This window comes from Pseudomonas sp. ZL2, from assembly GCF_054788455.1.
On record NZ_JBGOGX010000014.1, the window covers coordinates 103,182 to 128,599 of the forward strand.

General features: G+C 55.7%; 22 protein-coding genes and 1 pseudogene. 13 read left to right on the forward strand and 10 right to left on the reverse strand.

Annotated elements, in window-relative coordinates:
- The gene (locus ABM562_RS12670) at positions 1–891 is read right to left on the reverse strand and encodes a proline iminopeptidase-family hydrolase (protein ID WP_460422188.1); all 891 of its coding nucleotides are present in this window, start codon (positions 889–891) and stop codon (positions 1–3) included.
- A gap of 174 nt (positions 892–1,065) precedes the next feature.
- Between ABM562_RS12670 and ABM562_RS12675 the strand changes: the two genes are divergently transcribed.
- The 4 genes from ABM562_RS12675 to ABM562_RS12690 all read left to right on the forward strand — a co-directional run bounded on the left by ABM562_RS12675 (position 1,066) and on the right by ABM562_RS12690 (position 5,443).
- On the forward strand, positions 1,066–1,827 hold the full coding sequence (locus ABM562_RS12675; protein ID WP_460422190.1) for a LuxR family transcriptional regulator: 762 nt from the start codon (positions 1,066–1,068) through the stop codon (positions 1,825–1,827).
- Positions 1,828–1,923: 96 nt separating this feature from the next.
- On the forward strand, positions 1,924–2,823 hold the full coding sequence (locus tag ABM562_RS12680) for a proline iminopeptidase-family hydrolase (RefSeq protein WP_115089598.1): 900 nt from the start codon (positions 1,924–1,926) through the stop codon (positions 2,821–2,823).
- A 162-nt stretch (positions 2,824–2,985) separates the two neighbouring features.
- Positions 2,986–3,846, forward strand: coding sequence for a CAP domain-containing protein (locus tag ABM562_RS12685; protein WP_460422193.1), 861 nt, complete (start codon positions 2,986–2,988; stop codon positions 3,844–3,846).
- 130 nt (positions 3,847–3,976) lie between these two features.
- Complete coding sequence (locus ABM562_RS12690) at positions 3,977–5,443, forward strand: glycosyl hydrolase family 18 protein (RefSeq protein WP_134062706.1); 1,467 nt, start codon at positions 3,977–3,979, stop codon at positions 5,441–5,443.
- Between the two features lie 231 nt (positions 5,444–5,674).
- On the opposite strand, the gene ABM562_RS12695 is transcribed toward ABM562_RS12690, so the two are convergent.
- The 4 genes from ABM562_RS12695 to ABM562_RS12710 all read right to left on the reverse strand — a co-directional run bounded on the left by ABM562_RS12695 (position 5,675) and on the right by ABM562_RS12710 (position 9,933).
- The gene (locus ABM562_RS12695; RefSeq protein ID WP_460422238.1) at positions 5,675–6,574 is read right to left on the reverse strand and encodes a LysR family transcriptional regulator; all 900 of its coding nucleotides are present in this window, start codon (positions 6,572–6,574) and stop codon (positions 5,675–5,677) included.
- A gap of 125 nt (positions 6,575–6,699) precedes the next feature.
- Positions 6,700–7,800: an oxidoreductase gene (locus ABM562_RS12700; protein ID WP_460422195.1), complete on the reverse strand. Its 1,101-nt coding sequence runs from the start codon at positions 7,798–7,800 to the stop codon at positions 6,700–6,702.
- A 240-nt stretch (positions 7,801–8,040) separates the two neighbouring features.
- A complete protein-coding gene (locus ABM562_RS12705) occupies positions 8,041–9,213 on the reverse strand; it encodes a M24 family metallopeptidase (RefSeq protein WP_460422197.1) in 1,173 nt (390 codons plus the stop codon).
- A 45-nt stretch (positions 9,214–9,258) separates the two neighbouring features.
- Positions 9,259–9,933 carry an SDR family NAD(P)-dependent oxidoreductase gene (locus ABM562_RS12710; protein ID WP_460422199.1) on the reverse strand — a complete coding sequence of 225 codons (675 nt, stop codon included), beginning with the start codon at positions 9,931–9,933 and terminating at the stop codon, positions 9,259–9,261.
- Positions 9,934–10,012: 79 nt separating this feature from the next.
- On the opposite strand from ABM562_RS12710, the gene ABM562_RS12715 reads away from it, so the two are divergent.
- Positions 10,013–10,978, forward strand: a complete 966-nt coding sequence (locus tag ABM562_RS12715) for a LysR family transcriptional regulator (protein ID WP_460422201.1) — start codon at positions 10,013–10,015, stop codon at positions 10,976–10,978.
- An 87-nt stretch (positions 10,979–11,065) separates the two neighbouring features.
- Here the strand turns inward: ABM562_RS12715 and ABM562_RS12720 are convergent, their stop codons facing one another.
- Positions 11,066–11,461 (reverse strand): winged helix-turn-helix transcriptional regulator, encoded by a 396-nt coding sequence (locus ABM562_RS12720; protein ID WP_134062716.1) that lies wholly within the window; start codon positions 11,459–11,461, stop codon positions 11,066–11,068.
- Positions 11,462–11,579: 118 nt separating this feature from the next.
- Here ABM562_RS12720 and ABM562_RS12725 point away from each other — a divergent pair, with 118 nt between their 5' ends.
- A complete protein-coding gene (locus tag ABM562_RS12725; protein WP_460422203.1) occupies positions 11,580–12,581 on the forward strand; it encodes a zinc-dependent alcohol dehydrogenase family protein in 1,002 nt (333 codons plus the stop codon).
- Between the two features lie 267 nt (positions 12,582–12,848).
- The gene (locus ABM562_RS12730; protein WP_460422205.1) at positions 12,849–13,022 is read left to right on the forward strand and encodes a hypothetical protein; all 174 of its coding nucleotides are present in this window, start codon (positions 12,849–12,851) and stop codon (positions 13,020–13,022) included.
- 76 nt (positions 13,023–13,098) lie between these two features.
- On the opposite strand, the pseudogene ABM562_RS12735 reads toward ABM562_RS12730, so the two are convergent.
- From ABM562_RS12735 to ABM562_RS12745, 3 genes and pseudogenes are all read right to left on the reverse strand, one after another.
- Positions 13,099–13,821: pseudogene (locus ABM562_RS12735) on the reverse strand (MFS transporter); the annotation flags it as partial.
- A 240-nt stretch (positions 13,822–14,061) separates the two neighbouring features.
- On the reverse strand, positions 14,062–14,922 hold the full coding sequence (locus ABM562_RS12740; RefSeq protein ID WP_460422207.1) for a hypothetical protein: 861 nt from the start codon (positions 14,920–14,922) through the stop codon (positions 14,062–14,064).
- On the reverse strand, positions 14,912–16,624 hold the full coding sequence (locus tag ABM562_RS12745) for an AAA family ATPase (RefSeq protein WP_460422208.1): 1,713 nt from the start codon (positions 16,622–16,624) through the stop codon (positions 14,912–14,914). Before ABM562_RS12745 ends, ABM562_RS12740 begins: the two co-directional genes overlap by 11 nt.
- Positions 16,625–17,274: 650 nt before the next feature.
- Between ABM562_RS12745 and ABM562_RS12750 the strand changes: the two genes are divergently transcribed.
- Entirely contained in the window at positions 17,275–18,006 is a 732-nt protein-coding gene (locus tag ABM562_RS12750; RefSeq protein ID WP_460422210.1) for a hypothetical protein, read from the forward strand.
- Between the two features lie 94 nt (positions 18,007–18,100).
- On the opposite strand, the gene ABM562_RS12755 is transcribed toward ABM562_RS12750, so the two are convergent.
- The gene (locus ABM562_RS12755) at positions 18,101–18,475 is read right to left on the reverse strand and encodes a tautomerase family protein (protein WP_460422212.1); all 375 of its coding nucleotides are present in this window, start codon (positions 18,473–18,475) and stop codon (positions 18,101–18,103) included.
- 667 nt (positions 18,476–19,142) lie between these two features.
- Between ABM562_RS12755 and ABM562_RS12760 the strand changes: the two genes are divergently transcribed.
- The 5 genes from ABM562_RS12760 (at position 19,143) to qatD (ending at position 24,584) form a co-directional block, all read left to right on the forward strand.
- The gene (locus ABM562_RS12760) at positions 19,143–19,475 is read left to right on the forward strand and encodes a hypothetical protein (protein ID WP_460422213.1); all 333 of its coding nucleotides are present in this window, start codon (positions 19,143–19,145) and stop codon (positions 19,473–19,475) included.
- A gap of 291 nt (positions 19,476–19,766) precedes the next feature.
- Positions 19,767–21,716 (forward strand): KAP family P-loop NTPase fold protein, encoded by a 1,950-nt coding sequence (locus ABM562_RS12765; RefSeq protein WP_460422215.1) that lies wholly within the window; start codon positions 19,767–19,769, stop codon positions 21,714–21,716.
- Complete coding sequence (gene qatB, locus ABM562_RS12770; RefSeq protein ID WP_460422217.1) at positions 21,716–22,555, forward strand: Qat anti-phage system associated protein QatB; 840 nt, start codon at positions 21,716–21,718, stop codon at positions 22,553–22,555. Before ABM562_RS12765 ends, qatB begins: the two co-directional genes overlap by 1 nt.
- Positions 22,552–23,817: a Qat anti-phage system QueC-like protein QatC gene (qatC, locus tag ABM562_RS12775; protein WP_460422219.1), complete on the forward strand. Its 1,266-nt coding sequence runs from the start codon at positions 22,552–22,554 to the stop codon at positions 23,815–23,817. Before qatB ends, qatC begins: the two co-directional genes overlap by 4 nt.
- Complete coding sequence (gene qatD / locus ABM562_RS12780) at positions 23,817–24,584, forward strand: Qat anti-phage system TatD family nuclease QatD (protein WP_460422221.1); 768 nt, start codon at positions 23,817–23,819, stop codon at positions 24,582–24,584. Before qatC ends, qatD begins: the two co-directional genes overlap by 1 nt.
- The last annotated feature ends 834 nt before the right edge of the window (positions 24,585–25,418 follow it).

Below are 25,418 nucleotides of genomic sequence, written 5' to 3' on the forward strand. Positions count from 1 at the left end.
TCAGCCCCGGTTGCGCTGCAGGAAATCCAGCAACACCGGGAAGTAGGCTTGCGGCTCTTCGTAGAACGGCATGTGACTGCTGTTGGGGAACACGTGCAGCTCGGCCCGGTCATGCAGTGCCAGTTTCATGCGCAGGGCGCAGGCGGGGGACAGTTCGTCGTGCTGGCCGGTGGTGATCAGGACCGGCATTTGGAACTCGCGCATTTGCTCCAAGCGGTTCCAGTCCTTGAGGTTGCCGATATAGAGGAATTCGTTGGGCCCCTGCATGGTGGTGTAGGGGCCCATGTTCCAGTCGCCCAGCGAGCGTTTGACCGGCGCCGGCCACTCGTCGAGGCGGCACACGTGACGGTAGTTGAGCAGGGTGATGGCTGCCTGGTACTGGGGATGGTCGAGATTCCCCTGGGCCTCGTAGCGCTGCATCATCGCCACGGTTTCGCTGCCCAGGGCACTGCGCAGGCGTTCCAGCTCGCTGATCAGGTGCGGGATGTCGCCGACGGTGTTTTCCAGAATGAGGCTTTTCAGCGACTGCGGATGGTGGATGGCGTATTCGATCGCCAGCCAGCCGCCCCAGGAGTGCCCCAGCATGTGCACCCGGCCCAGGTCCAGGGCCTGGCGGACCTGCTCGACCTCGGCCACGTAGCGGGTGATGTTCCACAGGCTGTCGTCGTCGGGGCGGTCGGAGGCGCCGGTCCCCAACTGGTCGAAGGCGACCACGCGGATGCCCTTGTCCCTGAGCCAGGCATGGGCATCGCGAAGGTAGTCGCAGGGCAGGCCCGGCCCGCCGTTGAGGCACAGCAGTACCTCGTCCCCTTCGCCAAAGCTGTACACCACGAGATTGTGGCCATCGACCGATACGTTGAACTGCTGGTCAGGTTGCATCTCACGCCACATCGCTACTCTCCTGTTGGCCATGGCTTACAGCTATACCCTGCACAGGAGAGTGCGCCGCCTACAAGCTAGTATTTCTTATAGGTTTTGTCTGGCAGTCCCGCGCCGAGCCGTGGCATTCTACTCGGCGGACTTCAAGATGGAAATCCAACAGGGTATACACAGGGAGTGTAAGGAATGCAGGCCAAGCTGGCTGATCTCCATACCCGTCTGGCGTCGGACAGTAACCTGGACGAACAGATGGACAGCGTCGCCGAGCTGGCGTCGCAACTGGGCTTCGATGCCCTCGTGTACGACTACAGCCCGGTGCCGCTGGATCACCTCGGCGAATTGATCACCCCCGCCGTGGTCAGGCTGCGCCAGACCCCGAGGGATTGGCAGGACCTGTGGTGCTCCGATGGCTTCTACCAGATCGACCCGGTGCAGCAACTGGCCGTTTCCTCCATCGCGCCGTTCGCCTGGTCGTACCTGCCCAAGGGCGAGACGGTCCTGCAGCGCCTGATCGATCGCCGCCATGCGCCGGTGGTCGGTTACCTGCTCGATGCGCAACTGGCCTGCGGCGTCACCGTGCCCATCCACCTGCCGCGCGGCGGGCTGGCGACCCTGACCGGCCTGCGTCCCCAGGCCAGTCAGCGTGACCTGGACGATGCCCGGGAACACCTCGCCGACTTCAGCCTGATCGCCCATGCCTTGCAGGAGGCCGCCTATCCCTTGCTGGGCAAGGAGGCCGCCAGCCGCGCCATCCGCCTGACCCGCCGTGAGCTCGAGTGCCTGCGCTGGGCTGCCGAAGGCCTGACCGCAGCGCAGATCGCCGAGATGCTCACCCGCTCGCTGGCCACGGTCTCCCTGCACCTGACCTCGGCCATGCACAAGCTGGGGGCGAAGAACCGGGTCCAGGCGGTCGCCCGGGCGGTGCACTACCGTCTGCTCGACAATTGAGTGGTAAAAAATCCGAAAACCTAGAGAACTCTCTAGTTATGCCTAGTCGTGCGTAGCGATATTGTGTGCTTCACGATTCGCACGGAGCCGGATGAAATGGAACTCATCAAATCGCATGAAGGTTTTGCCCCGTTCGGCGACTATCAGACCTGGTACCGCGTCACGGGTGACCTGGATGGTGGTCGCACCCCGCTGGTCATCCTGCATGGCGGGCCGGGCTGCACCTACGACTATGTCGATGCCTACAAGGATGTCGCGGCCGGTGGCTACCCGGTCATCCACTACGACCAACTGGGCAATGGCCGTTCGACCCACCTGCCGCAGATGCCGTCGTCGTTCTGGACGGTGAAGCTGTTCATGGAAGAGCTCGACAACCTGCTCGAGCACCTGGGTATCAGCGACCGCTACGCCCTGCTGGGCCAGTCCTGGGGTGGCATGCTGGCCAGCGAGCACGCGGTGCAGCGCCCGGCGGGCCTGCGTTGCCTGGTGATCGCCAACTCGCCGGCAGACATGCGCACCTGGGTCAGGGAGGCCAACCGCCTGCGCGAGAAGCTGCCCAAGGACGTGCAGGCCACACTGCTGCGCCATGAAGCCGTGGGCGACTACACCGCCGCCGACTACATCGCCGCCACCCGGGTGTTCTACGACCGTCACGTGTGCCGCCTGAACCCCTGGCCGGACGAGGTGGCCCGCACCTTCGCCCAGGTCGATGCCGACCCGACCGTGTACCACGCCATGACCGGACCCAACGAGTTCCACATCATCGGCAGCACCAAGGACTGGAGCATCGTCGACCGCCTGCCGCAGATCAACGTGCCGAGCCTGCTGATATCAGGACACTATGACGAAGCCACGCCGCTGGTGGTCAAGCCGTACTTGGACCTGATCCCGGGCATCCGCTGGGCATTGTTCGAGAACTCCAGCCACATGCCCCATGTGGAGGAGCGGGTGGCCTGCATGGGTACCGTGGTCAAGTTCCTCGACGAGAGCCTGTAGCGTTCGCGACGCGCACCATGCCAGTGTCCAGGCGGTTGGCGATCGCGCCAGCCGGCATTAAATTTGTACCGTTTGCTCGTGAACCTTGTGTTGAGGATCGCAGTCTTAGCCGAGCCATTTTTTCGGCATTACCGCTGTCATCCCATCAGAGCCGTTCGCCCCATGCGCCAAGCCGTCCGCTGCTCCCGCTTTGTCTCGCTCTGCCTCATTCCTTTGTTCCCCCTGCTTGCCAGCCCCGCCCATGCCAGCGGGGAGAGGCAACTGGTGGAGGCCATCAACGACTACCGCGCCCAGCCCCAGCGCTGCGAGAGGCGCGTGGTTCGGGGCTCGACGCCGCTGGCGTTGAAGTCGAACCTGGCGTTGCCGATCGGCTATAGCGGTGGTTTGCGGGAAAGGTTGAAGGCTGCCGGCTATCAGGCGGTGACGGTGCGAACCATCCGCCTGGTCGGCGCGCAAGATGCCGAGGAGGCCTTTGACATGCTCCAGAGCGACTACTGCGCAGCCCTGCTCGATAACCAATTTGCCGATATCGGCGTCAGTCGCGCCCGCAGCGAGTGGCGGGTGGTGCTGGCGCGCCCCTTGCTCGATGCTCAGCTTGGCGACGGGCGATCTGCGAGCAACGCGTTGCTGGCGCAGGTCAACGCAGCACGGGCGAAGCCGCGCCAGTGTGGTCGCCAGCGCTTCGCCGCGGCACGTCCGTTGACCTGGAATACTGCCTTGGGGACGGCGGCGCAGAGACACAGCCGGGCGATGGCCAACGGCAATTACTTCGCGCATCGTACCCCCAACGGCGACTTGCCGGCAGACCGGGCGTGGGATGCCGGCTACCGTGGCCGTCAGATCGGCGAGAATATCGCCGCAGGGCAGGGCTCACCGAGCAAGGCGATGGCAGGCTGGCTGGCCAGCCCCGGGCATTGCGCCAATCTGATGAACCCGATGTTTACCCAAGTGGGCGCGGCCTATGCTGCGAACTCGCGTAGCGATGAGGGCGTGTATTGGACGATGCTGTTCGGCGCGCCTTGAGGGAGGGCGAGCCCCTTTTTATGGTGGACAATCCAAAACCTTGCGCTAGCCTGAAAGTTCTCCTCTAGGGAGGAGATCAATTGATCAAAGGAATGAACCAATCTATATACAGTTCTGAAGGAATAGAACAATGACTGATATTGACTTTTCATCGGTGAAGTCCAACGTAAATGATTCAGCATCATTGATGCCTAGTATTGCCAATAAAAAAATCCTCATGGGTTTCTGGCATAACTGGCCAGCCGGCCATAGTGATGGCTATCAAGGTGGGCAGTTTGCCAATCTGAATTTAGTGGATGTACCCAAGGACTACAACGTTGTTGCTGTAGCGTTCATGAAAGGCCAAGGTATTCCTACCTTCAAACCTTACAACCTCTCCGACGATGAGTTTCGCCGTCAGGTAGGTGTGCTGAACAGCCAGGGACGGGCTGTACTGATCTCATTGGGCGGCGCCGACGCTCACATTGAGTTGCACAAGGGGGATGAGCAACCACTGGCGAATGAAATCATTCGCTTGGTTGAAGTCTACGGTTTTGATGGGTTGGATATCGACCTGGAGCAAAGCGCCATTGATTTTGCTGACAACAAGACGGTGCTGCCGGCGGCCTTGAAACTGGTGAAGGATCACTACAAGGGCGAAGGGAAACATTTCATCATCAGCATGGCGCCTGAGTTTCCCTACCTCAGAGTTGGCGGCAAGTACGTTGGCTACATTCAGGCCCTTGAGGGGTACTACGACTTCATCGCGCCTCAGTACTACAACCAAGGTGGCGATGGGATCTGGGTGCAGGAGGCCAACGGTGGGCAAGGTGCCTGGATTGCACAGAACAATGATCAGATGAAAGAGGATTTCCTCTACTACCTGACCGAAAGCCTGGTGACTGGCACTCGGGACTACATCGCCATCCCCGCAGATAAATTCGTCATTGGCTTACCGGCCAATAATGACGCTGCGGCCACTGGCTATGTGATCGATCCTGCTGCAGTTGTAAATGCATTCAAGCGTCTCGACGCTGCCGGCCATTCCATCAAAGGGCTGATGACCTGGTCTATCAACTGGGACGATGGCATTACCAAGGACAATGTTCCCTACAACTGGGAGTTCTACGATCGTTACTCCCCGTTGATTCACGGCGGGTCGGAGCCTGGTGATCGGCCAACGGCGCCCGCGAACCTGTCCGCCAGGGACGTAACCGAGATCAGCATGACCTTGAGTTGGGGGGCTTCAAGCGGCCCTCGTCCAATCGAGACATACACGCTATACCGAAATGGGGCTGCGATAGGCCAGGTGGCAGTTTTAACGCTGAAGGACTCAGGCCTAACGCCGAACACTCAGTACAGCTACTTTGTCACGGCAACAGACTCTCAGGGTAATGAGTCGCTTCCGAGCAAGAGCCTGAGCGTTCGAACTGCTGGAGACATCCCTGATCCAGAGTTCCCCGAGTGGCAGTTGAACCATCTGTATCGCAAGGAAGATGGCGTGACGTACGAAGGTAATCATTACGTGTGCCTGCAAGAGCACACTTCAAACGCAGGCTGGACACCACCCGTCGCCTTTACCCTTTGGTCGAAGGTCGCAATCAAGCGGCGCGCTTAGAGCGCTTTGCAAAGCCCGGCTGAAGTGCCGGGCTTTCATTTCCCCTCTGCCCTATACCAGGACTGCGTTTCTCGGTCTTCAATACGCAGCAAAAGAAGGTACGGCCGACGCATAGGTGGATTCGGTATTGAAGGCATTTTTCCAGCAGTATCTAGATATCGGTCGCCATGACGTATTGAAAGAATTCCTGGTAGACCTGCAAATCGGCGATTACGTCATTTGCTTCTTCGGTCACTTTGCGGATGCTTCGGCCTGCATCTTCATGAGGTTTTCCTCAAGCATGTCCAGGAAGACTTTCACCCTCGCCGGCACCAGTCGGCGAGTAGGGGTTACAGCCCAGATTGAGAGCTCCTCCATGTCTGCGTCTTCAAGCTCGATCTCCACGAGAGTCCCATCACATAGCTGGCGGAATACGTCCCAGTAAGTCAGCATTGCCAATCCCAAGCCTTGGATGGCGGCAGTTCTCACCGCATCCACGCTGCTGGTATTCACCAAGCCAGACACGGTCTTGTGCTGTAACTCCCCTTTGATCCTGAAAGGCCATCTTGGAACAGCCTGCAGGAGGATGCACTGATGCTTATCCAAATCAGCGACCTTCAATGGGCGGCCATGCTTTTCGAGGTACTTGGGTGAGGCGCAAACCACCCGAGGATTCGGGGCGATGCGCCGGGCAACGAGTTCGGAGTTCGCCAGTGGGGCAACACGCAGCGCCAAATCCATACCTTTGCTAACAATGTCCACCACTCGGTCGGAAACGTCCAGATCGATCCGCAGATCTGGATGGCGCTCAAGCAGCGCCGGGAGGAGGGAAAGAACGATAGATTGCCCAAACACGCTGGGGGCAGTCATACGGAGCACGCCAAACACTTTGCTTGCAGTAGGGCTCAACTCACCCCTGGCGCTTTCCTCCGCCTCGCTCATGGCTTGAGCGTATGGGAGGAAGGCTTCCCCTTCAGCGGTCAGCGAGACGGATCGAGTAGTGCGGTGGAAGAGGCGTACACCCATGTGCTCTTCCAGAGCATTGAGTCGACGTGATATTTGCATGGGCCCCACGTTCAGCTTTCGTGCAGCAGCCGACAGGCTATTCACCGAGGCCACCGCGAGAAAGATGTTTACGTCTGAAATTAACATTTTCAAAGGCCCATCATTTCAAAAAATCAGTTTAACGAAACAGCCTTGTCACGTCAGTCCATTCGCGGGCTCAGTAATTGTGTTCATCCACAACGGAGTTCCACACACCGATATCAGTTAGAGTATCAATACTCCAGTTCTGCCTCTTTGATATTGGCGACTGGTCCAAGGATCGAAGGATCAAATGTGCGTAGAGCCTCACCGCCCTCAACTCGTTTTGGCAGATCAGGGTTGGCCAGTGCGCCACGACCGTATGCGATCACATCAGCACCGTTTTCCAACAGCTCTACCGAGCGATCCAATTCGTGCAGCGAGCCGTTGGTGAGGATCGTTGCGTTAGGAGCGTATTTCTTCGCCAGCTTGGCCAGGCTGTCGGTACCACCTTCGAAGGCCGGTTTCCAGGCTTCAAATTCGGTAACGTGGATGTAGTCGACACCGGCATCCGCCAGGGAACCGAAGATCACCTCCGCAGCTTGCTCACCTTCGGCCCACTTGTGTTGGAAATCATTAACCTTGCCCTGGGAGATTCGCACGCCTAGAGCTGCACCAGGCTTGATGGTTTTCTTCACGGCGCTCACGACTTCGAGGATGAGGCCGGCGCGGTTTTTCACATCGCCACCCCAACGGTCGGTGCGCAAGTTGGAGTAGTCGGTGAAGAACTGATCAAGTAAGTAACCGTTTGAACCGTGAATCTCGACACCATCGAAGCCCGAGACCTCGGTAGCAAGGCGAGCCGCGTTGGCGAAGCCTTCGATCGCATCTGCTATATCGGAGTCAGAAGCTGCGGTCGGCACTGGGTATTTGCCTTTGCCGTAATAGAAAGTCATCTGATCACCCTTCGGCTGAATCGCAGACGGTGCGATGGTGCCAGCGACGAAACGGTTACCTTGGTTGAGGGCGCCGGCGTGCATGATCTGCGCAACGACCTTGGCGTCTGCGCCGTGGATGCTTTGTACAAATGCTTGCCAGGCCTGTGCTTGTATTTCATCGCTGATGCCAGGCTGGAAGATATAGCCCTGCGAGTACTGATGGTCGGTGTAGAGGCCCTCAGTGATCAGCAAGCCGAAGTCACCCTTAGCGAAGCGGTCATAGTAGTGAGTCATTTGCTCGGTAGGACGGCCATCTTCAGTTGCGCTAACGCGGGTCATCGGCGCGACTGCGAAGCGGTTCTTGACCTGGAGGGCGCCGATCTGGCGAGGTGTATACAGCAGACCTTTGTTAGACATACTCGTTTTCCTAAGGGCGATGCCCTGGTTGAATAATCGGTATGCCTAAGGTAGGGGTACATGCATCCCCTGAGAATGTAGCTAATCCGATAAGGCGACATAACCAGTCCGGTTATAATTTGCCAAGAGCCCCATTCTAGGGGCCTTTGAAATCGCATTAAACGATTTAAAGGTTTGCTTGTTCGATTTTTGCCAAGCAAAAAAATCCCGCCTTGTCAGCGGGATTTTCTCACTGTCAGCTCAAATGCGAGCTGGGCATGTAGAGATCAACTCTGTTCTGTCCAGATGTACGAGTACGTTGTGTTCATATTTCACAAAGCCGACATCTGGTCGACCAGCCATACATTCAATAGCGATTGCCATGCCTGCTTCGATTTGGGTGTCGTTGCCTGGAACAAGCCATGGGGACTCCCAGCCGATTCCATACGAATGGCCGTGAAGAGGGTAACCGCAGTAAATCCCGCGAGAGTTCAATACATCTAGAACAACGTCGTACAGCTTTTGAGCTGTGACACCAGGTTTGCAAGCTGCAACGCCCGCATCAATAGCAGCGATGGCGCCGTCATAGATCTCATTCTGCGCAGCGCTCCATTCGCCTCCCGCTACGACGGATCGAGAGAAGTCCCATGTGTAGCCTTCTACAGCTGCGCCGTACAGGTCACAGTGGAAAATATCGCCATCCTCAAGCTTGCGTGTAGTCCATTGAGGAGCCATCCCGTGAGAGTAAAATGCGCTGTGTGGCCCGGAGGAGCATGCCGCATCAATCAGTGCACACCCTTGGCGAATAGCGATGTCATAAGCTGCCGCAACAGCGTCAGCTTCAGTTGTCCCTACGATGGAAGCGCTTTTCATCATCGCTTCCATAGCAGCGTTGCCGACACCGGCTGCTTCTCGAAGCAGTTCGAATTCGAATGGTGTCTTGATCGATCGTAGACCTTCGATCACGTAATCCAGTTCTACGAACGAGACGCCTTGAGCTTTTTCCAGCAGGCGACGATGGATTGCGCTTACGAGCCAAGGGCCTGCAACCAAGCCTACCCGGGAGTTCGCCAGGCCAAGCTCTTTCAGGGTCGCAGCAACCTTATCCGGCACGAAACCGTCAGCCGACCTGATGTCATCGATGGCGATTACATCGCGACGAACGGCTGGAGATTCGGTGATCAGAATTGGCTCTCCCTTCGCGGGGATGATGACCGCCCCGTGAGACAAGCCTGCCCATCGACCGGGGAGGTCTGGTGCGTATGGAAACACCGGGCAGTAGTTCGCGAGATAGATGAGGTCATTCGCGGTGTCTACCGTGCCACCGCCTTTCCCCCAAACTACGAGGGCTTCTACATTGTGCGCCTTGGCAGCAGCTTGGGCTTTGTTCCAGCGGAGTTCGTATTCACTTCTAGGCGTGCGATTAGTCAGCATTGGTTCAATCTCTAAAATTTGGCACTGCTACTTTGGGAGCGGTTATCAAGAGGCCGGGTATATCGCTTCCCAGTCCCATTGCTCTTTCTCTTGAGCGTGCAGATCCCAAAATGCTTGAGCGACACCGTCGGCCTGCGGCGAGTCCGGGCTCACAAGAGTGCTCACCGTTACAGTGGCGACATGAATCCCTTCTTCTTTAAGTTGGGAGAAAAGGGCCTGCGTTGTAGCGCGGATAGCAGCTTTGCCGATACTGAGATTCAAGAAGTCAGCATTTGGATAAACGCCAAACCCGCCCCCCGTCAGCAGGACGCTGCCGGTGCCTTTGGCACGCAAGGCAGGGAGCGCCGACTGAACAGCCACGACGGCGCTGGTCACATTCACCTGCATGTCGCGCTCGATAGAACTGATGCTCTCGTCATCGATTGTCCTTGCCTTAAGGTTTTGCAAGGCGTCGTAATGAAGGACGGCGGCGTTGTAGTGGAGGACGTGAAGATCGTTTCCAATGCTCGCTACCAGTTCTGCTACTGCAGCAGAGTTGGTTGCGTCGATTGCAAATGCCCGAACGTTGATCCCCAACACCGCCAGTTGCTCTGCTTGCTTGGCGAGTCTTGTAGCATCGCGAGAACTCAGTACCACGTCGTAGCCTTCGCGCCCAAAACGTAGAGCGGTAGCAAAGCCGATGCCAGGGCCACTGCCGATGCTCAGAAAGGTTTGGCTCATGTTTACCTCCAGATGTACGGATTTGCCTGAGATTAACGACTCCTGAAATTGACAAAAAGATCATAATTACATATACCTTATGAACCTCTGGTTCATAATGGCTGATTCGATGTTTAACGAAAATCCCGGGTTGAGTGCGACTGTATTGTCTGGCTTGGCCACTTTTCTCGTGGTTGCACGCGCGCTCAATTTCGCTCGGGCTGCTGAGGAGCTAGGGGTGACACCCACTGCAGTTTCCAAAACGATAAAACTACTTGAGAGAGAGTTGGGCGTAAGGCTATTAAATCGGACAACACGAAGTGTCGCTCTGTCGGATGCGGGTGCAGAGTTATTGTCGGTTGTTGCTCCTGCTTTTCAGGATGTCGGAGCATCGCTAGAACAGGTTCGGTCATCAGCCCACAACCCGCAGGGGGAGCTTAGGATCAACGCCTCGCATGTTGCATTTGCAACGCTGATCGAGCACGAGTTATATAATTTCAGCAGACTGTACCCGCAGTTGGCCATTCAGTTTTCGATTAACAATAGCCTTGTGGATATGGTGGGTGAGGGGTTTGATGCCGGGGTTCGACTTGGACATACACTGCAGAGCGATATGGTTGCAATTCAGATCAGTGGCTACCAGCAGCGCGTTCTCGTAGCTTCTCCTGACTACATTGCCCGGTGCGGGGCGCCTAAAACACCTCAAGAGTTGCTCAGTCATAACTGCATAAGGCAGCGAATGAATATAAATGGGAAACTCTATGAATGGGTGTTTCAAGATGAAGGAAGGGCGCTCACTATAGATGTCGCAGGCCAGTTGATTTTTGATGAGATGAGGGCAGCGCTTAATGCGGCAGTTGCTGGTATAGGGATCGCTTATGTGTTTAAGGATTTTGCGAGGGAAGAGCTGTTTTCCGGTAGTGTGGTGTCGCTTCTGGAGGAGTGGTCTCCAATAACAGACCCCTTTTATCTTTATTATCCTCAGGCAAAGCACATGCCTGCAAAGCTACGAGTATTTATTGATTACTTCAGGGGTAAAATGGTAGGTGCGCAGTGTGTCAAATAATTTCTCTGAGTTAAGCTCGAGGTTGTATCGGTAGCGAGATTATGGACAAATAATGCTAAATTCATGAGTGAGTAGGGGTATCACTAATCAGTTGCGGGTGATACCCGCAGTCGCCCGATTTGTCTCAATCTCATCCAGAAGCTCCGCGTTTTCTTCCGCCCACTCATAGAGCGCCATCAGCGGCTCTACAAATCTCTGCCCCACCTCAGTTAGTGAATACTCGACCATGGGTGGCACCACCTGGTGCACCTTGCGCTCGATCAAACCATCACTCTCCAGCTCGCGCAGCGTCTGGGTAAGCATTTTCTTTGAAATTCCCGGCATCGAACGCTGAAGCTGGCCTGTTCGCAGCGAACCGAAACTCAGCACATAAATCACCATGGACGACCATTTGGGGGCCAAGAGAAGGTGAATTCTGCGAGGAGGGCATTGCTCACAGACCACCAGGGGATTTCCTGGATCGCGAACAGTTGTTTTAGTCATGGTTACCATTGGGTGCCTACGTTTCAAAAAAGTGCCTAATCGACAGATGATACCTAAAGGCTCAAGCTCACCCTAATCCCTAGATTGCACACTGTAAACAACCTCAACGGAGACCAGAATGAGCAGCCAGTACACGATGCGAGCCTTGGTGCTAGACGACTACGCTACCGGGACATTGGTGGAGAAAACTGTAGAACGCCCCTCTCCACGGGCGGGCGAGGTACTCGTCCGGATTGTAGCCAGCGGTGTTAACCCAATCGACAATATGATTCGTCAGGGACTTGCACCGTATGCCATGCCGGAGCTGCCCGCGATTCTTGGTACCGACCTTGCAGGCGTAGTGGTAGAGATTGGGCCTGAGGTGACGGCCTTCAACGTGGGGGATGAGGTTTACGGGCTAACCGGAGGCGTTAGGGGGCTGCAGGGCTCGCTGGCCGAATATGCTGCGGTCGACACAGCACTTCTGGCATTGAAACCGAAGAATCTCACCATGCGCGAAGCCGCGGCAATTCCGCTGGTATTTTTGACCGCCTGGGAAGGCATGGTAGATCGAGCCGGTGTCCAAGCCGGCCAGCGTGTGTTGGTGCAAGGTGGCGCTGGCGGAGTCGGCCATGTAGCAATCCAGATTGCGGCAGCACACGGCGCTGACGTGTACGCGACAGCGTCCGCCGGCAAGCAAGAAATCGTGGCATCTTTTGGAGCTACGCCTATTGATTACAACGCCAAAACTGTCGACGAATACGTTGCGGATTTCACTGAAGGCAAAGGGTTCGACATCGTTTATGACACCGTTGGCGGGCAGAGCCTGGACGACTCCCTTGTTGCTGCCAAACCCTATGGCCATGTCGCCAGTTGTTTTGCTTTCGCCGCCCACAATCTGGCCCCTGGCTCACTGCGCTGCGTGACTCTGTCAGGCATATTCGTCCTTTTGCCAATGCTCAGCGGGGAAGGGCGTGCACATCACGGTCAACTCCTGCGTCATGCGACGCGGCTCGCAGAAGAAGGCAAGCTCAAACCGCTGATGGACCCTCACCGTTTTGGGCTAGCGCAAGCCCAAGCTGCACAGGTTTTGCAGGGTTCTGGTAAGGCCGTGGGTAAGGTCGTCATCGATATCGAGTGACGTTTTGATGCACGGGGTTGAGTCACACATCGGGACTCAACCAGCCATCTAGTCCAAAAGACGGGATAAATCAGGTCGCCGGCGCCCAGCCGCGTTTCGCGCACCATGTCGCGCAGCAAAGGAGTTCGCCGCAACCGACCCAATAGACTTGGTGGCTTTTTGCTGGCATTCAAGCAGGGGAAACATATGGTTACCACTGTGACTGTTTGGTGCAAGCAAAGGCAACTTGCGTGGTAGCGCGTCCCTCCAGTACTTAGCGGGAGCAGTGTGAAGATTCTTCCTGGGCGAACGTTCGAGGTTCGCCAGGAAATCGCTCGCCTTCTATTCACCGCTGCCGAAGAGGCGGTGAAGCCGTGCTTTGACGCTGGTGCTGTCGGGCTGCAGCTTGAGCCCAAGGAGTTGGAGCCAGGGCTCAATTTCCAGAGGAATAATATGCTCTGAGGTGGCCGGTGCCAGGCGAGAGGTAGCAATTGGCCGGCAATCAATCGATAAGGGGCTGCAGGCAGCCCAAGGCAGGCTAACCGTGCGCCTGGATAGGCTTGTCCACGGGGTGCGCAACAATGCTCTCAGCGGGTTTTCCTGAGAAGAAGGCACCCACTGCCATCGAAAGCGCACAGGCGCCAGCAAGATAAAGCGCAACGTAGTTGTATCCACCGTCGTTGAGTACGACCAAGAACGCCGCGAGTAGAGGTGTGATACCTCCAGCGATCGCGCTTGCAGCTGGTAAGCCAGGCCCGCCCCGCTGCACAGCTACGATCGGGTCATGAGAGAAGTTAGCGATCAAGACGAAGGCCAACGTGATCAATACGATACTCTGGCTCTCAATTGCCCAGAACAACGGAAACGCCCCGATGATGCCTATGGCGGCGCCGAACAAATAGACCGGACGTCGACCTATGCGGTCAGAAATTGCACCTGCGAGCGGAATCAAGAAGATCGCGACCACGCCGACAACCATGGTTGCGCCTAACAAGCTCGCCCTAGGGATGCCGTGCTGGCTTCCATAGTTCAGGACGAACACTGTCACGATGTAGAACCCCACTAGTTCAGCGAAGCGCATGCCAATGATTTTCAGGAATGCGCTGGAATGCTTTTTGAGAGCCTGCACCAGCGGTATGGCTTGCTTGGCTTTGGCGGGTGCCTCTGTCACGCGTTCAAGGAATTCTGGCGTCTCAGAAACACCTCTGCGGATCAGGTAGCCACCAAAAACGACAAATAGGCTCAGCAAGAACGGAATACGCCAACCATAGGAAAGGAATTACTCGGGCGTGGTGAACTGTTTTACCAAAGCGACGACGCCGGTAGCGACCAGCAGACCAACGGACGCACCCATCTGAACGAAGCTGCCGAAGAACTGCACTGCTTGACGCTGCTGCCAAACTAGGTCGGCACTACATGGGTTGCGAGTGACGTCGTGCGAGCATGCGCCATTATTGATATGGCGCACGCCGCCCGATCGTCTAGGGTAGCGGTCGAAAGCTTAAGGGTATTCAGTAAGCTCACCGTCTTGAAGGAAATCCATCACGGCGGGATCCGCCAGCAAAGAGCGGTACACGACCGCGTCCCAGCTGTTAATCCCTTTTCCGACTTCTATTGAGTAAGCGTTTTCGATGGCTGTGGCGACCGTCGTTTTGCCGCCGGATCGGGTTTCACTCGCCATCCGAATAATGTTCAGATAGCTGCTTTCGAAGTATTCCTTGAAACGCTCCCAAAAACCTATTCCATTCAGATGCGATGCCACCAGCTGTTGAAGATCCAGGGGCAAGTCGTCCAGGACTTCGAAAGAAATCACAGGGGTCAGGTAAGGCGCTTCCAGTTTTATCGAGTACAGCGGTCGGTTGACCTCGTCATAGTACGGATGCAAGAAACTCCTCGTGCCAGCGGCGTTTTGGTAGTCGACCAGTTTCTCCCCCTGGCACCAGTCGCATGCAGGTACGAGGTTAAACAGGTTTGCTGCAAACTCTGGATAAGTTGTTTTGGGTAAGCAATGGTCTAGTGTCCTTGGCCTTCCAAGCTCACCACATACTGGGCATGCCAGAAGCTTGTTCTTCTTCCTGAGCTTCTCCAGTTCATTGTAAGGGTATTTACCTTCGCCAGGATTGTATAGCCCTATCAACGATGTCTTGCGTTTGACTGCCTCTCCGTCTGTATCAACATAATCCCTTAACACCAACGGTGGCATGCCGGATGGACATCCTTTCTGATCGTCATACTGTTGGTAACGAGCAGTCAGGTCTGGTGTGATCCGGCCGTAAAATTTCTTGTGCCTGGCTCTTTCGCTTAGTACTAAATTTAATATGTTAATGCTGTCTTCTTCTGGTTTTGGGATCTTAGCGACCATCAGATACGCTCGCATTGAGGATTTTGATGGTCATTTCCGCATTGATTTCGTCTTTGAGCTTAGCTAACAAGTCCTTCGGGCTACCGGCTTCTTCAATAGCTCCCTCGATCCACTGCGCGAATGGCTTGGTCACTTTGTTGTCCCCGAATACATAGGACGAAATCCTTTGCATGTTCCCGCCAAAAGTCTCGAATGGTGGATGATCGATTTCAAGCCCATACTGACCTTGGCGATATACGTGCATGCAGTTCGCTGGGATCTCACGTGCGATGGCGAGTGAGTGGGTCGCCAGAATCGCTTTTGAATTGAATGCGGCAAGCACCTTCTTGAGAAGGGCTATGAACTCAACCTCGAATGTCGGGTGTAAGAAGAGTTCCGGCTCGTCTACGATGATCAAGCTTTCCGCCTTGATTTGGCCAACAATATTTATGACCATGTACACGAAGAGGCGTTGGCCGGAACTTAGGTCTAACTTCTCCTTATCATTGAGGAAGACAACCCCAGCCTTGCTGTTGACGACATTAAAAAGATCATCTTTAAGCTTGAGCAGTCTTGGGTGCGTGACCGGCGTCAGCGGGATGTACTGCTTGCCATCGTTACCCACGATCACAAGAGGCTTGAGGAAAAGAGGGAACTCAGCCTTAGGATTAATCTCTACTGCCAGCTTCTCAAAGTTAAGCGCTGGTTGTAGTACATCAAGGATGGTTGAAAACTTGGATGTCCAAGTACTGAGGAAGCCAAAAGCTTCATCGTCCGCTAAAGCCTTGAACATTGACTCAACCGAATCGCTTGCGGGTTGGTTACGGCTGATGGAACTCTGGCGCGTTCCTTGGGCGGACATCCTGCCCCTCCTGAAACCGAAGTACCTATACGCAGCTTTATCCTTGAGCTTGGAGTCAGCCAGGTCTAGTACAAAGTCTTCGAAAGGACTGTAAGACATCAAGATCAATCGAGAAATGTTGGGGTGGACATCAAACGGCTGGTGTTTGGATCTGTTAAGCTGCGTTTGAGAGCCGGCATCCATGCCCAACCAGTATGCGACAAGGTTTTTAAGCGTGTGAGATTTTCCGACCCCATTTGGCCCGATCAGAACGTTGATGTCGTAGGGGAGGGTGTCGGAATTGAACCTGAACCTTACCGCAGTTACAGCATCCTCACCGCGACCTGGCAGATTCAACGTGAAATCTTTTATGGACTGGGAATTTCCAGAGAATGCCTTCCACCCATCCTGGAAAGACTTTCTCGCACCGGCTTCTCGCAGCGGTGAGGTAGAAAAGTTTTCCAGTTCGGTTAGTTTTTTTGCAGCCTCGTCCTGAGTTATGTTTACAAGATAACCTGCGTCCCGAATAAGAATCAGAACCTTCTGAGCATCTTGAGCTCCTAGCTTTGTGATGAGCGCGTCATAGAATTCAATGTTACTGGGGACAGATACGTAGTTTGTATCTGGAACGGGGAAGTAGCCATCCCAGCCGGTCTTACGCAGCTTATTGAGCTTCGCTGGCGAGTTGGTGTCGTTCTCGATGAGCAGCTTGAGGTTGAACTCGTAAACGAGCTTGCCGTCGTAATAGAAGGCTGCGTTCAGCGTAGTGCGTACCGTATAGTCATCCCAGTTATTGTAGCCAAGTGATAGTACGGTTTTTTCAGTTTTAACTACGGGTGGAGTTATATTCCAACTCTCTCCTGCATGGAAAAATACTTTCAAAAAACACCTTCCTTGAAAAAGCAATGAGGTTGCATAAAAATGCCTAACCGCCTGAGAAAATCCATTTATTCTAAGTCACCAAATAGAATAGATGGGGGGTAATGGTGCTACAGCAGATTCTACGTCCATCTGGCCTTGCATGACGAGAGCGATTATATCCTTTTCTGCTCTTCTGGGAATGAAATTGAGGTTTTTTCGTTGAATCATTTACTTGCGTCGGTTTGTTGGCGCCGGGATGCTCTTGAGGAGCCCGCATTACAGAAAAATTAGCTTCGCAAGCGCTATTCGATTGCAGTTAACTTGCCTTGATATCTAGCGTTGAAAGCTAAGCTTTTCGTGATTTTTAAATAGCAAAGTATCTGATAAGCTGTACGATAAGTGGCAATAAGCTATTGCAGATTGATCGGCGCCATTGCCGTGATTGGGGGGATGCGGTGGGATTCAAGTTGAGGGATGGGCAAAAAATTCACTTGCCAGCTGTTTTCAAGAAAAAGTTCACAAGATTGGACTACACGCCGCCTGGCATCCTCAGGACTCCAGAGGATGTCCTAGCGTCCATCGAGAAGGCGCGGTACGTATTCCGGCGACACTCAATTGACGTGAGAAAAGGCAGTTCACTCGATCAGTTGCTATCCAGATCTGAGCGAGAAATGAGAAAAAGCTCCGGCGTGCCGCAGCGCGCAGCCGATCTTGAGTACGTGATCGCCATGGCGGGCATTCTCATTGGGCTAGCAGACGAAGACGGCATCAGAATATTGTTAGATCGAATCGCAAGAGGCGAGATGGAAACGTCCTCTGGTAAATACTCTCAAGGAAAAGATGCCCTATGGGAACTGCACTGTCTTTCCATCCTGAAGATGGGGGCAATGAAGTCTTGCCTGGCTGAGCCTGATATTGTTACAGACTTCGGCTTCGGCGAGTACGGTATCGCGTGCAAGAAGGTCTACTCCGAAAACAGTGTTGAGAAGTGCGTGAAGAAAGGCATCAGTCAGATTGATTCGGCTAAGATGCCCGGTATGGTTGCGCTCAACATCGATGACCTTGTGATTCCCCCCGGGAGGATCATGCACGCACAAGATCAAGACTACCTTCGGGAGATGTTACAGAGCTATGCCAGCGAATTTGTGAAGCGGCATCGCCCAACTCTTGAGAAGTATTCCAGCGGTGGGCGATGTGACGGTTTCCTAATAAGTGCCTCACGATCAGCATTACTGCATGGAACGGGTCGGTTTACCTACATAGGCGTCAACTTACTCATACCCATGTCCGGCCCGACGGATACTGCAGGGATCCGTATGGATTCGTTCGCACGCCAGACCAGCAATGCCGATGGTCTGGAGGAATGGGTCGCCAAGGTCGGAGGTAAAGCGTTCGGCCTGTGAAGAGCGGAGCAGGCGGCTCGGAGCTGATTGGAATCAGGTCTTTAGCCGCAGCTCCATTAACCTATGGGGGGCGCCAGTAGCAAAAACTGCCGCCTCAGTCTGTTGAAATCGTATTGTGGCTGCGCGTCAACGCCGACGAGAACTCAGTAACCTCGAGTTGGATGCCCAGCTCTCGTTTCACCGTCTGTTCAGCCATCGCATTCACGGCGGCCTTGAACAGGGTATTCATGATCTGACTGAGCAGTTCGCGCGAGCGCCCTGGCGCAATGTGTACCTGGATCTGGATGAATGCTTCTGAACCCCGGCAGTGACCAACAAGGTATTGGTCGTGCGATCGAGCAAAGGTGCGGATCCCGTTGCTGGGGAAACACCCCAGTTCATGGGCCGCCAGATGGAGCTTGGAGGCAAGCTGATTCGCCTCAACGGCTTCAGCAATGTTCGCGGTGTATTCGATCGTGATGTTTGGCATCTATGCCCCAGGTCAGATATATCGTGTACCAACAGGGCACAGTCGTTCACTGAACCCTAGCGAAAAAATCAAATACGGCGTGCCCTTAACACCATGGCGGCGGAGGATGAGAGTCAGGACAATGGCTTGACACCCGAGGCCTGGCAGGCGCTGCAAGATACGATGAGGGTGGTCGCGTCCTGCATGCATCAGGCCCATACCGAAGGGGCCCTGGACTCTCAAATGGTCTTGTCTTTGTTCTTCGGTCAGCCTGGCATAGTGTTGATCTCACGCAAGGTCGTCCTGCCTGCCTTGCTCTTGTTGTCTCCCCATTAGTCGCAGGCTTATCGAGGCGAGAGGGCTAAAGGCCCTCTTAACTGAAGTCGCCTGCTCATCACGCCAGCCTGAGTAGATATTTACCACTCGGCAAAGCTATCCAAAACCCTTCAGGTTGAGGCGCAATCGCTCGCACGAGCACTCGAAAAGATGCCGCTTTCATCTCGTGGAATCCGGCTGAGTGGGCATCTCAATCTTTTACATTTCGGCGTTTGGTGAGGGCCCCGTTTTCTGGTTTTATGCTTGGGTGGCGATAAGCCATCTACACGCTATCGCACGCCTGAACCGTCGGCCGTGGGAGCAGTTTCTACCCCCTGACTGACGCTAAACACTTCCGAAAATTGGATTCCTAATGAAAAAGAAATTCCTATTTACATACTCGGTCATAGCGCGTTCAAGTCACGAGCTGGATGAACGAGCAGCTAACACAGTGCGAGACAGAATCGCCATCGCAAAGGTGCGAGATTGGAGAAAGCTCGAAAATGTAGAAACGGCGTTCACTGGTGAGCTTTCCGTAGAGGGCGGCACACCTCAGGAGCGTAGGAACCACGCTACCCGCCAGGTCAAAAAAGTCATCGATGAGAAATTCGAAGGGGTCAGGCCACACGATGCTCCGACTGTACAGGTAGCTCTGTTTGTCGACGACCTCGATGGGATCATTGAATTCAAATGCACCGGCGAATGATCGGCTCCGCCTAGGTTCATGGGCGGATAGGGCTGGCGCTAGCGTTACGTTGAAGCAGGAAGTACGTTTCAGGGTTGCTCGGCCCTACCGGGTTGAGCAACCTCTCTCCATTGCCCACATCCACCCGGTGGCGAGGCGTGCTGATTTTGCTTTTCCGTTGCAAGACCTTGCTGGACGCTTCAGGGAGCTGGCATATGGCTATCGCCTTGCCTACAATCCCAGACTTGCCTCTCATCGCGATGGATCCGCGTAGTCGACGGTTCGATCGCCTCGGAAAAATGGATTTAGCTCATGTGGCACGATAACGAAACCACGACGGACTACCTGAATTTTGGGGTGGTCGCAGATGCGTGCGCGAGTCTTTTGAAACAGAGTGCGGGCGAGCCCATCTCGATTGGCGTTTCAGGCGGTTGGGGGGCTGGCAAATCCTCGCTAGTCAAGATGATTGCCTCACGCTTGGCCGACCTCCCTGACGCTGGCCCAACTCACACTACTGCTGGCCAAGCGGGAGCTGCCGATACCCCTCAGAACACCCGCTACGTTGTTATCACGTTCAACCCTTGGCTTTACCAAGATTTTGAGAGCGCTCGCAGCGCCTTGCTGCAAATCGTCGGCGATGAAGTACTCAAGCTAGCCAAAGGTGATCAGACCCTTTGGAGCAAAGCTGTCGACCTGATGCGCAGGATCAATTTGCTCAAGCTGGTACAGGTCAGCTCTGAGGCCGCGCTGACGATCAAAACCGGGTTGCCCATAGGCTCAGTGGGTAAGGCGGTTGTGAAGGCCATGGGCTTGTTCAAATCCGCAACAGGGGATGCTGGAGATGACGAGGCAGCTGGGGCGAAAGATGCTGACGCCAAGAGTGGCGATGACGAAGGAGCTGCAGATTACTTTGGTCTCAAATCACTCGGCATCTTGAATCCGGCCAATCCCATGTCTCTTCCGAACGAGATTCAGGCGTTTCGCGATTCGCTGGAGCAACTGCTCGGTGAGCTTGGAGTGACCTTGGTGGTGTTCGTCGACGACCTGGACAGATGCCTGCCTGAAACGGCCATCTCGACCCTGGAGTCGATCCGGCTTTTGCTGTTCCTCAAGCGTACGGCATTCGTGATCGCTGCCGACAACGACTTCATTCGCGGGGCAGTCAAGAAACACTTCGAGGGAACCGATATCAATGACGATATCGCGACCAACTACTTTGACAAGCTCATTCAGGTACCCCTGCACGTCCCTCGTCTGGGCGTGAACGAAGCCAAAGCCTACCTGGTGTTGCTCCTACTTGAGCGCGAGGCCAGGGCAGGCACGTTTGCACACGCCAAGTTTGAGGATGCCAAACAGCTCATCCCCAAAAGGCTGAGTCAAAGCTGGCAGGGGGAGACGATCACCACCGAGTTCTTGTTTGAGCTCGTCGATGGTGATCTCAAGCTGCAGGAACTTATGCAGCTTGCCGAAGGGCTGGCGCCGCTGATGTTCAATTCCACCGCCATCAGCGCCAATCCTCGACTGATGAAACGCTTTCTGAACACGGTATTCCTGCGTCAGTCACTGGCAGCACCCCAGGGGATCACGTTGGATGTCCCCGCGTTGGCCAAGTGGCACCTGCTTGAGCGCTGCAATGAAGATCTTGCCAAAACGCTGTCCTCCCTGGTGACTTCGGACAATGACGGCGAGGTCGCCATTCTCCTGGAAGCTGAATCACTTGCTGCCGGCGACGGAGAACTGCCCGAAAACTTCCCGGATGAGTTTTTTGTCAGGGAGTGGCTGCAGTTAGCCCCGGCGTTGGGAGACAGGGACTTGCGCCCATTGCTTCATCTAAGTCGCGACTCAGCAACCCGAGACTTCGGCGATGACAGCATGACACCTGCCTCGCGACAGCTTCGGGACATGCTGAAAAAAGCCTCGGGCGGTAACGATCCTCTGACCAAGGCCATCCGTGCCTTGGATTCCAACCAGGCTGAGCTCGCAATGGTCAAGGCGTGGCAGGGCACCGCCACCTCTCGCACCTGGAAAGGCAAGACCGAGACAGTGATGCTGATTGAACCCTGCAAGGTGCATCCATCCTTGGGTAAGCGCGCCGCTGTTTTACTCGCCCAAGCGCCAGCGATGTTGGTGGGGCCGGGGATTATTCCGCCGCTTGCCAACCAACCTTGGGCAACAGATGTTCTCAAGTCCTGGAAGGACAACTCGGATATCGCGAGCAACACCAAGAAAGCAATTGAACTGGCGCTAAGGAAAGCTAGCTGATGGGCACCTCAACCTCGAGCAGTGGTGGTAAAGCAGGCTCACCCTTCGATCCAGAATGGCTGGATCAAGGGGAGGGCGGCGCAGCGGGAGCAGGCACTGGTGACGGTGCAACCGATGCCGATGGCACCGACGGTACGCCTGACGGACAAGACGGTAATGCCGAGACTGGCCAGGAATGCGATGTAGCTCCCGATCGCCGGTTCATGCCGGCTCGGGCCAAGCTTGGCAAGTACCTCTCTGGTGGCGGTAGGGATGCACTCCGTGGCGCCGCCAGCAGCATGATCAACAAGGGGATGGGCGGTTCGGCTCGAGCGGCGCGGACAATGCGCGGGGTCGCACAGGGGGCTGGCCGCTTGGGCGAGTTCCTCGGCGCGGTTCGGGATGGCAGTACCCAGCAAGCCATTGACTGGCTGCAGCGGGTACGCGGGCAGAATCTCTCGGCTGAAGACTTGGTGCTTGAGCTCATCAAGGAAGTCATGCCTGACTCCGGGAGCATCGATGATGAGTCGCTGCGCAACGCTGGGTCGGACGCGATGGCCCTGTTGTACCAGAAAGATCCAGATGTCGACGTCTTCACCCTGACCGATGAGCAAATCAACTCGGTCATCGGCTTCACGATCGGTAACGCCGTCTGCAACCGGCTCGATGAGCAGTTGGGCCAGACGTACGAAAAACTGAAGTATTCGCCGGTTCAGGTGCAAGAGCTTCGGAACGATGTTCAGGAATGGGTGCATGGTGAGGTAGAACGGATCATGGAAGGACTAGCGGGACAGCAATTGGATTGCCAGACGCTGGCGCAAACCGTTCTCCAGAGCGCCCTGGAGGTCTTTGCAGAATGATCAAGGTAATTTGTGCCCGCGCAGACCAGATACCCGTAGACCTCCAACCGGGTGAACGTGCCTTTTCGTACTTCAAGTCCGCCCGGCGTGAAGGCGTTGGCACCATTGCCAAGGGCTGGCATGGTTCCCTCAAGCGCAAGGGTTTCCGACCTAGTCCAGCGACCTGGGATTTCGTTCAGTTCTGCCTAGCGGTGTGTGCAACTGATCTGTGCGGCATGCGCAAGACCAGCGCAGATGGCTGGACGCGCACGATTGAGCTCAGTGTCGGCCTTCATGAACCACTACGATGGGAACCCTACAAAGCCGAGCTGGAACAGTTGCTCAAAGTACTGACCGGGGATTACTGGACGCTGATCTTCACTGGGGCCGGCATGCCACCACCTGAAGGGAACTTCGTTCCCAAGCCTCAGGACTGCGTGTCGTTGCTATCGGGAGGCTTGGACAGCTTGATCGGGGGGCTCGACCTAGTCGCACAAGGGCGGCGCCCTCTGTTTGTCTCGCAACTGGCTCACGAGGACTCGCAGCGCCAGCGCGACTACGCCCAACTACTGGGAGGCGACGGGGCTCACTATCAGTGGAGCCACGGCATCAGCTTCAAGGGCCCCAAAGAGCCTTCGACGCGCGCCCGGTCGTTGGCGTTCTATGCGTTTGCCGTACTGGCGGCATCGCAATTGGCAGATCCTCGCCCCACGTTGTTCATTCCTGAGAACGGGTTCATCTGCGTGAATCCGCCGCTTGTTCCCGGGCGTGTATCGAGCTTGAGCACCCGTACGACGCACCCCTTGTTCATCAGCAAGCTGCAACAGGTGCTGGACGGTGTCGGCATACACGTGCAACTGGAATTACCCTACCGATTCAAGACCAAGGGAGAGATGATGAATGACTGCCGTGACCCGGTGCGTCTACACCAGCTAGCCTGGCAAACGACCAGTTGTGGGCGCTTCCGAACCTACAATCGCAGGCACTGCGGGCGCTGTGTGCCCTGCATGATTCGTCGCGCTGCATTCACGGCTTGGAGGGGAGGGAATGACAACACCGATTATGTCTATAGAAGCCTGGTGGGAAGCGACAAGTCCAGCGGCCCTGATGATCCAATGGCTGTTGCATTGGCCATTTTGACCACAAGGTCGAAGGGTATCGACAGATTCCTGGGCGCTTCGCTCGCGTTTGCCCCTGTAGATGAGCGTGCGCGCTATCGTTCAGTGCTTACGAATGGTATTCAAGAACTTGAAGCCTTGTTAACTGGAGATGGCGTGCTTTGATGGATTTCCACTGCCACCTCGACCTTTACCCCAATGCCCGTGACGTTTATGCGCAGGCACAGGAGAGGAACGAGTTCACTTGGCTTGTCACCACCAGCCCCCGAGCGTTCACCGCGACGTGCAGAGTGCTGGTTGGAAGCGACAAGGTGCTGATCACTCCCGGACTGCACCCGGAGATCGTAGGCGCCCGTCACGCTGAGCTCGACATGCTGCTTGAGCAGATCAGACAGGTGAAGGCAGTGGGCGAGGTCGGCCTGGATGGCTCCAAGCGCTTTCAGGCGAGTTACGACGTGCAGCGCAGCGTGTTTGTTGCGGTCGTGGCGCAGTGCGCAGCCCTCGGCGGTCGAGTACTGAGCATCCATTCGCGTCAGGCCGTTAAGGATGTGCTGGCGGTTTTGCACGATCATCCGGGCTACGGTACTGCGGTGCTGCACTGGTTCACTGGAACCACCACGGAGCTCAAGGCTGCAGTAGCACAGGACTGCTGGTTCAGCATTGGCCCAGCAGCCTTCAACACGGCAGCGGGGCAGGCCTTGGCCAAGAAACTCCCGCGCGATCGGGTCGTCCCTGAAAGCGATGGGCCATTTGCGCAGGTAGATGGCGCCAGTGTCATGCCGTGGAGTGCAGGTCAGACCGCGCAGTTGCTGGGAAAGGCATGGGACGTCACCCCTGCAGACGCCATGCATATTCTGGAGTCGAATTCTCGTCGGCTTCTTGGCCTGATTCGGGGACAGGGCCGATCCGAGCATAAAGCCCGTACAGGTTAGCCAGGTGGGCAGTGAATTGAGGATGGATGCATGGAGCAACTGAACCGAGCCAAACGTTACAACCGAGTGCATGTCGACGGGCAGGCCTGACCGCCGCGATCACTGAATCGGTGCCCAATCCATGAAACACCTTCAGACGGCCAGCGCCAGGCAGGGGGCATTAGAGGCAGAGGGTAGGGCGGATGCCCCGCAAGGGCACCGGCATCAAGCGGTTTCAGGACACTTGGGAGAAAGTGCTCCAAGTTGAGTTGAAATCAAAACAGCTTAAGGGCATTGATACATCACCGTTCATCAGTGAGGTACAACAATGCGTGGAAGTTACAGCAGCAGTTCGTCTGCCGGGATCTTGATCTGTTTGGCCGTGGTTTTGTGTTTCTGTGCCGTGGTCACCTTGGCTGCCCAGGTACATCTGGACATCGCCACGACCGGCGTTGTCCTGGGGAGGCTGGGTCTGGCCTGGCTCTTTGGATACTGCCTGGGCCGAGGGCTACTAGGCGTGGGCCTCAGCTACAGCTGGCCAGTGTGCCTTGGGCTCTCTTGGATCGCACTCATGCCTGCGTTCAGCGTTTGGCTTGACGAGGATGCCTACGCCTGGCTCGAGCCTTTTTGGTCTCAATGTGTAGGTGTGGTAGCAGTAGCGCTTCTCGCGTTTCGCATCAGATCACTCGTAGCGTAAGTCGGATCGGGGCGTGACCACGAACACCTCAGCCTGAGGTGGAGGCGCGCCCTGCGATCGATGGCACCCATGAAATCACCTCAACGGCGCTTGTAGCCGAGCGCTGCTGTCGCTCATCACTAGTGGTAGTCAGTGTCAGACAGCAAGTATTCGGCTGG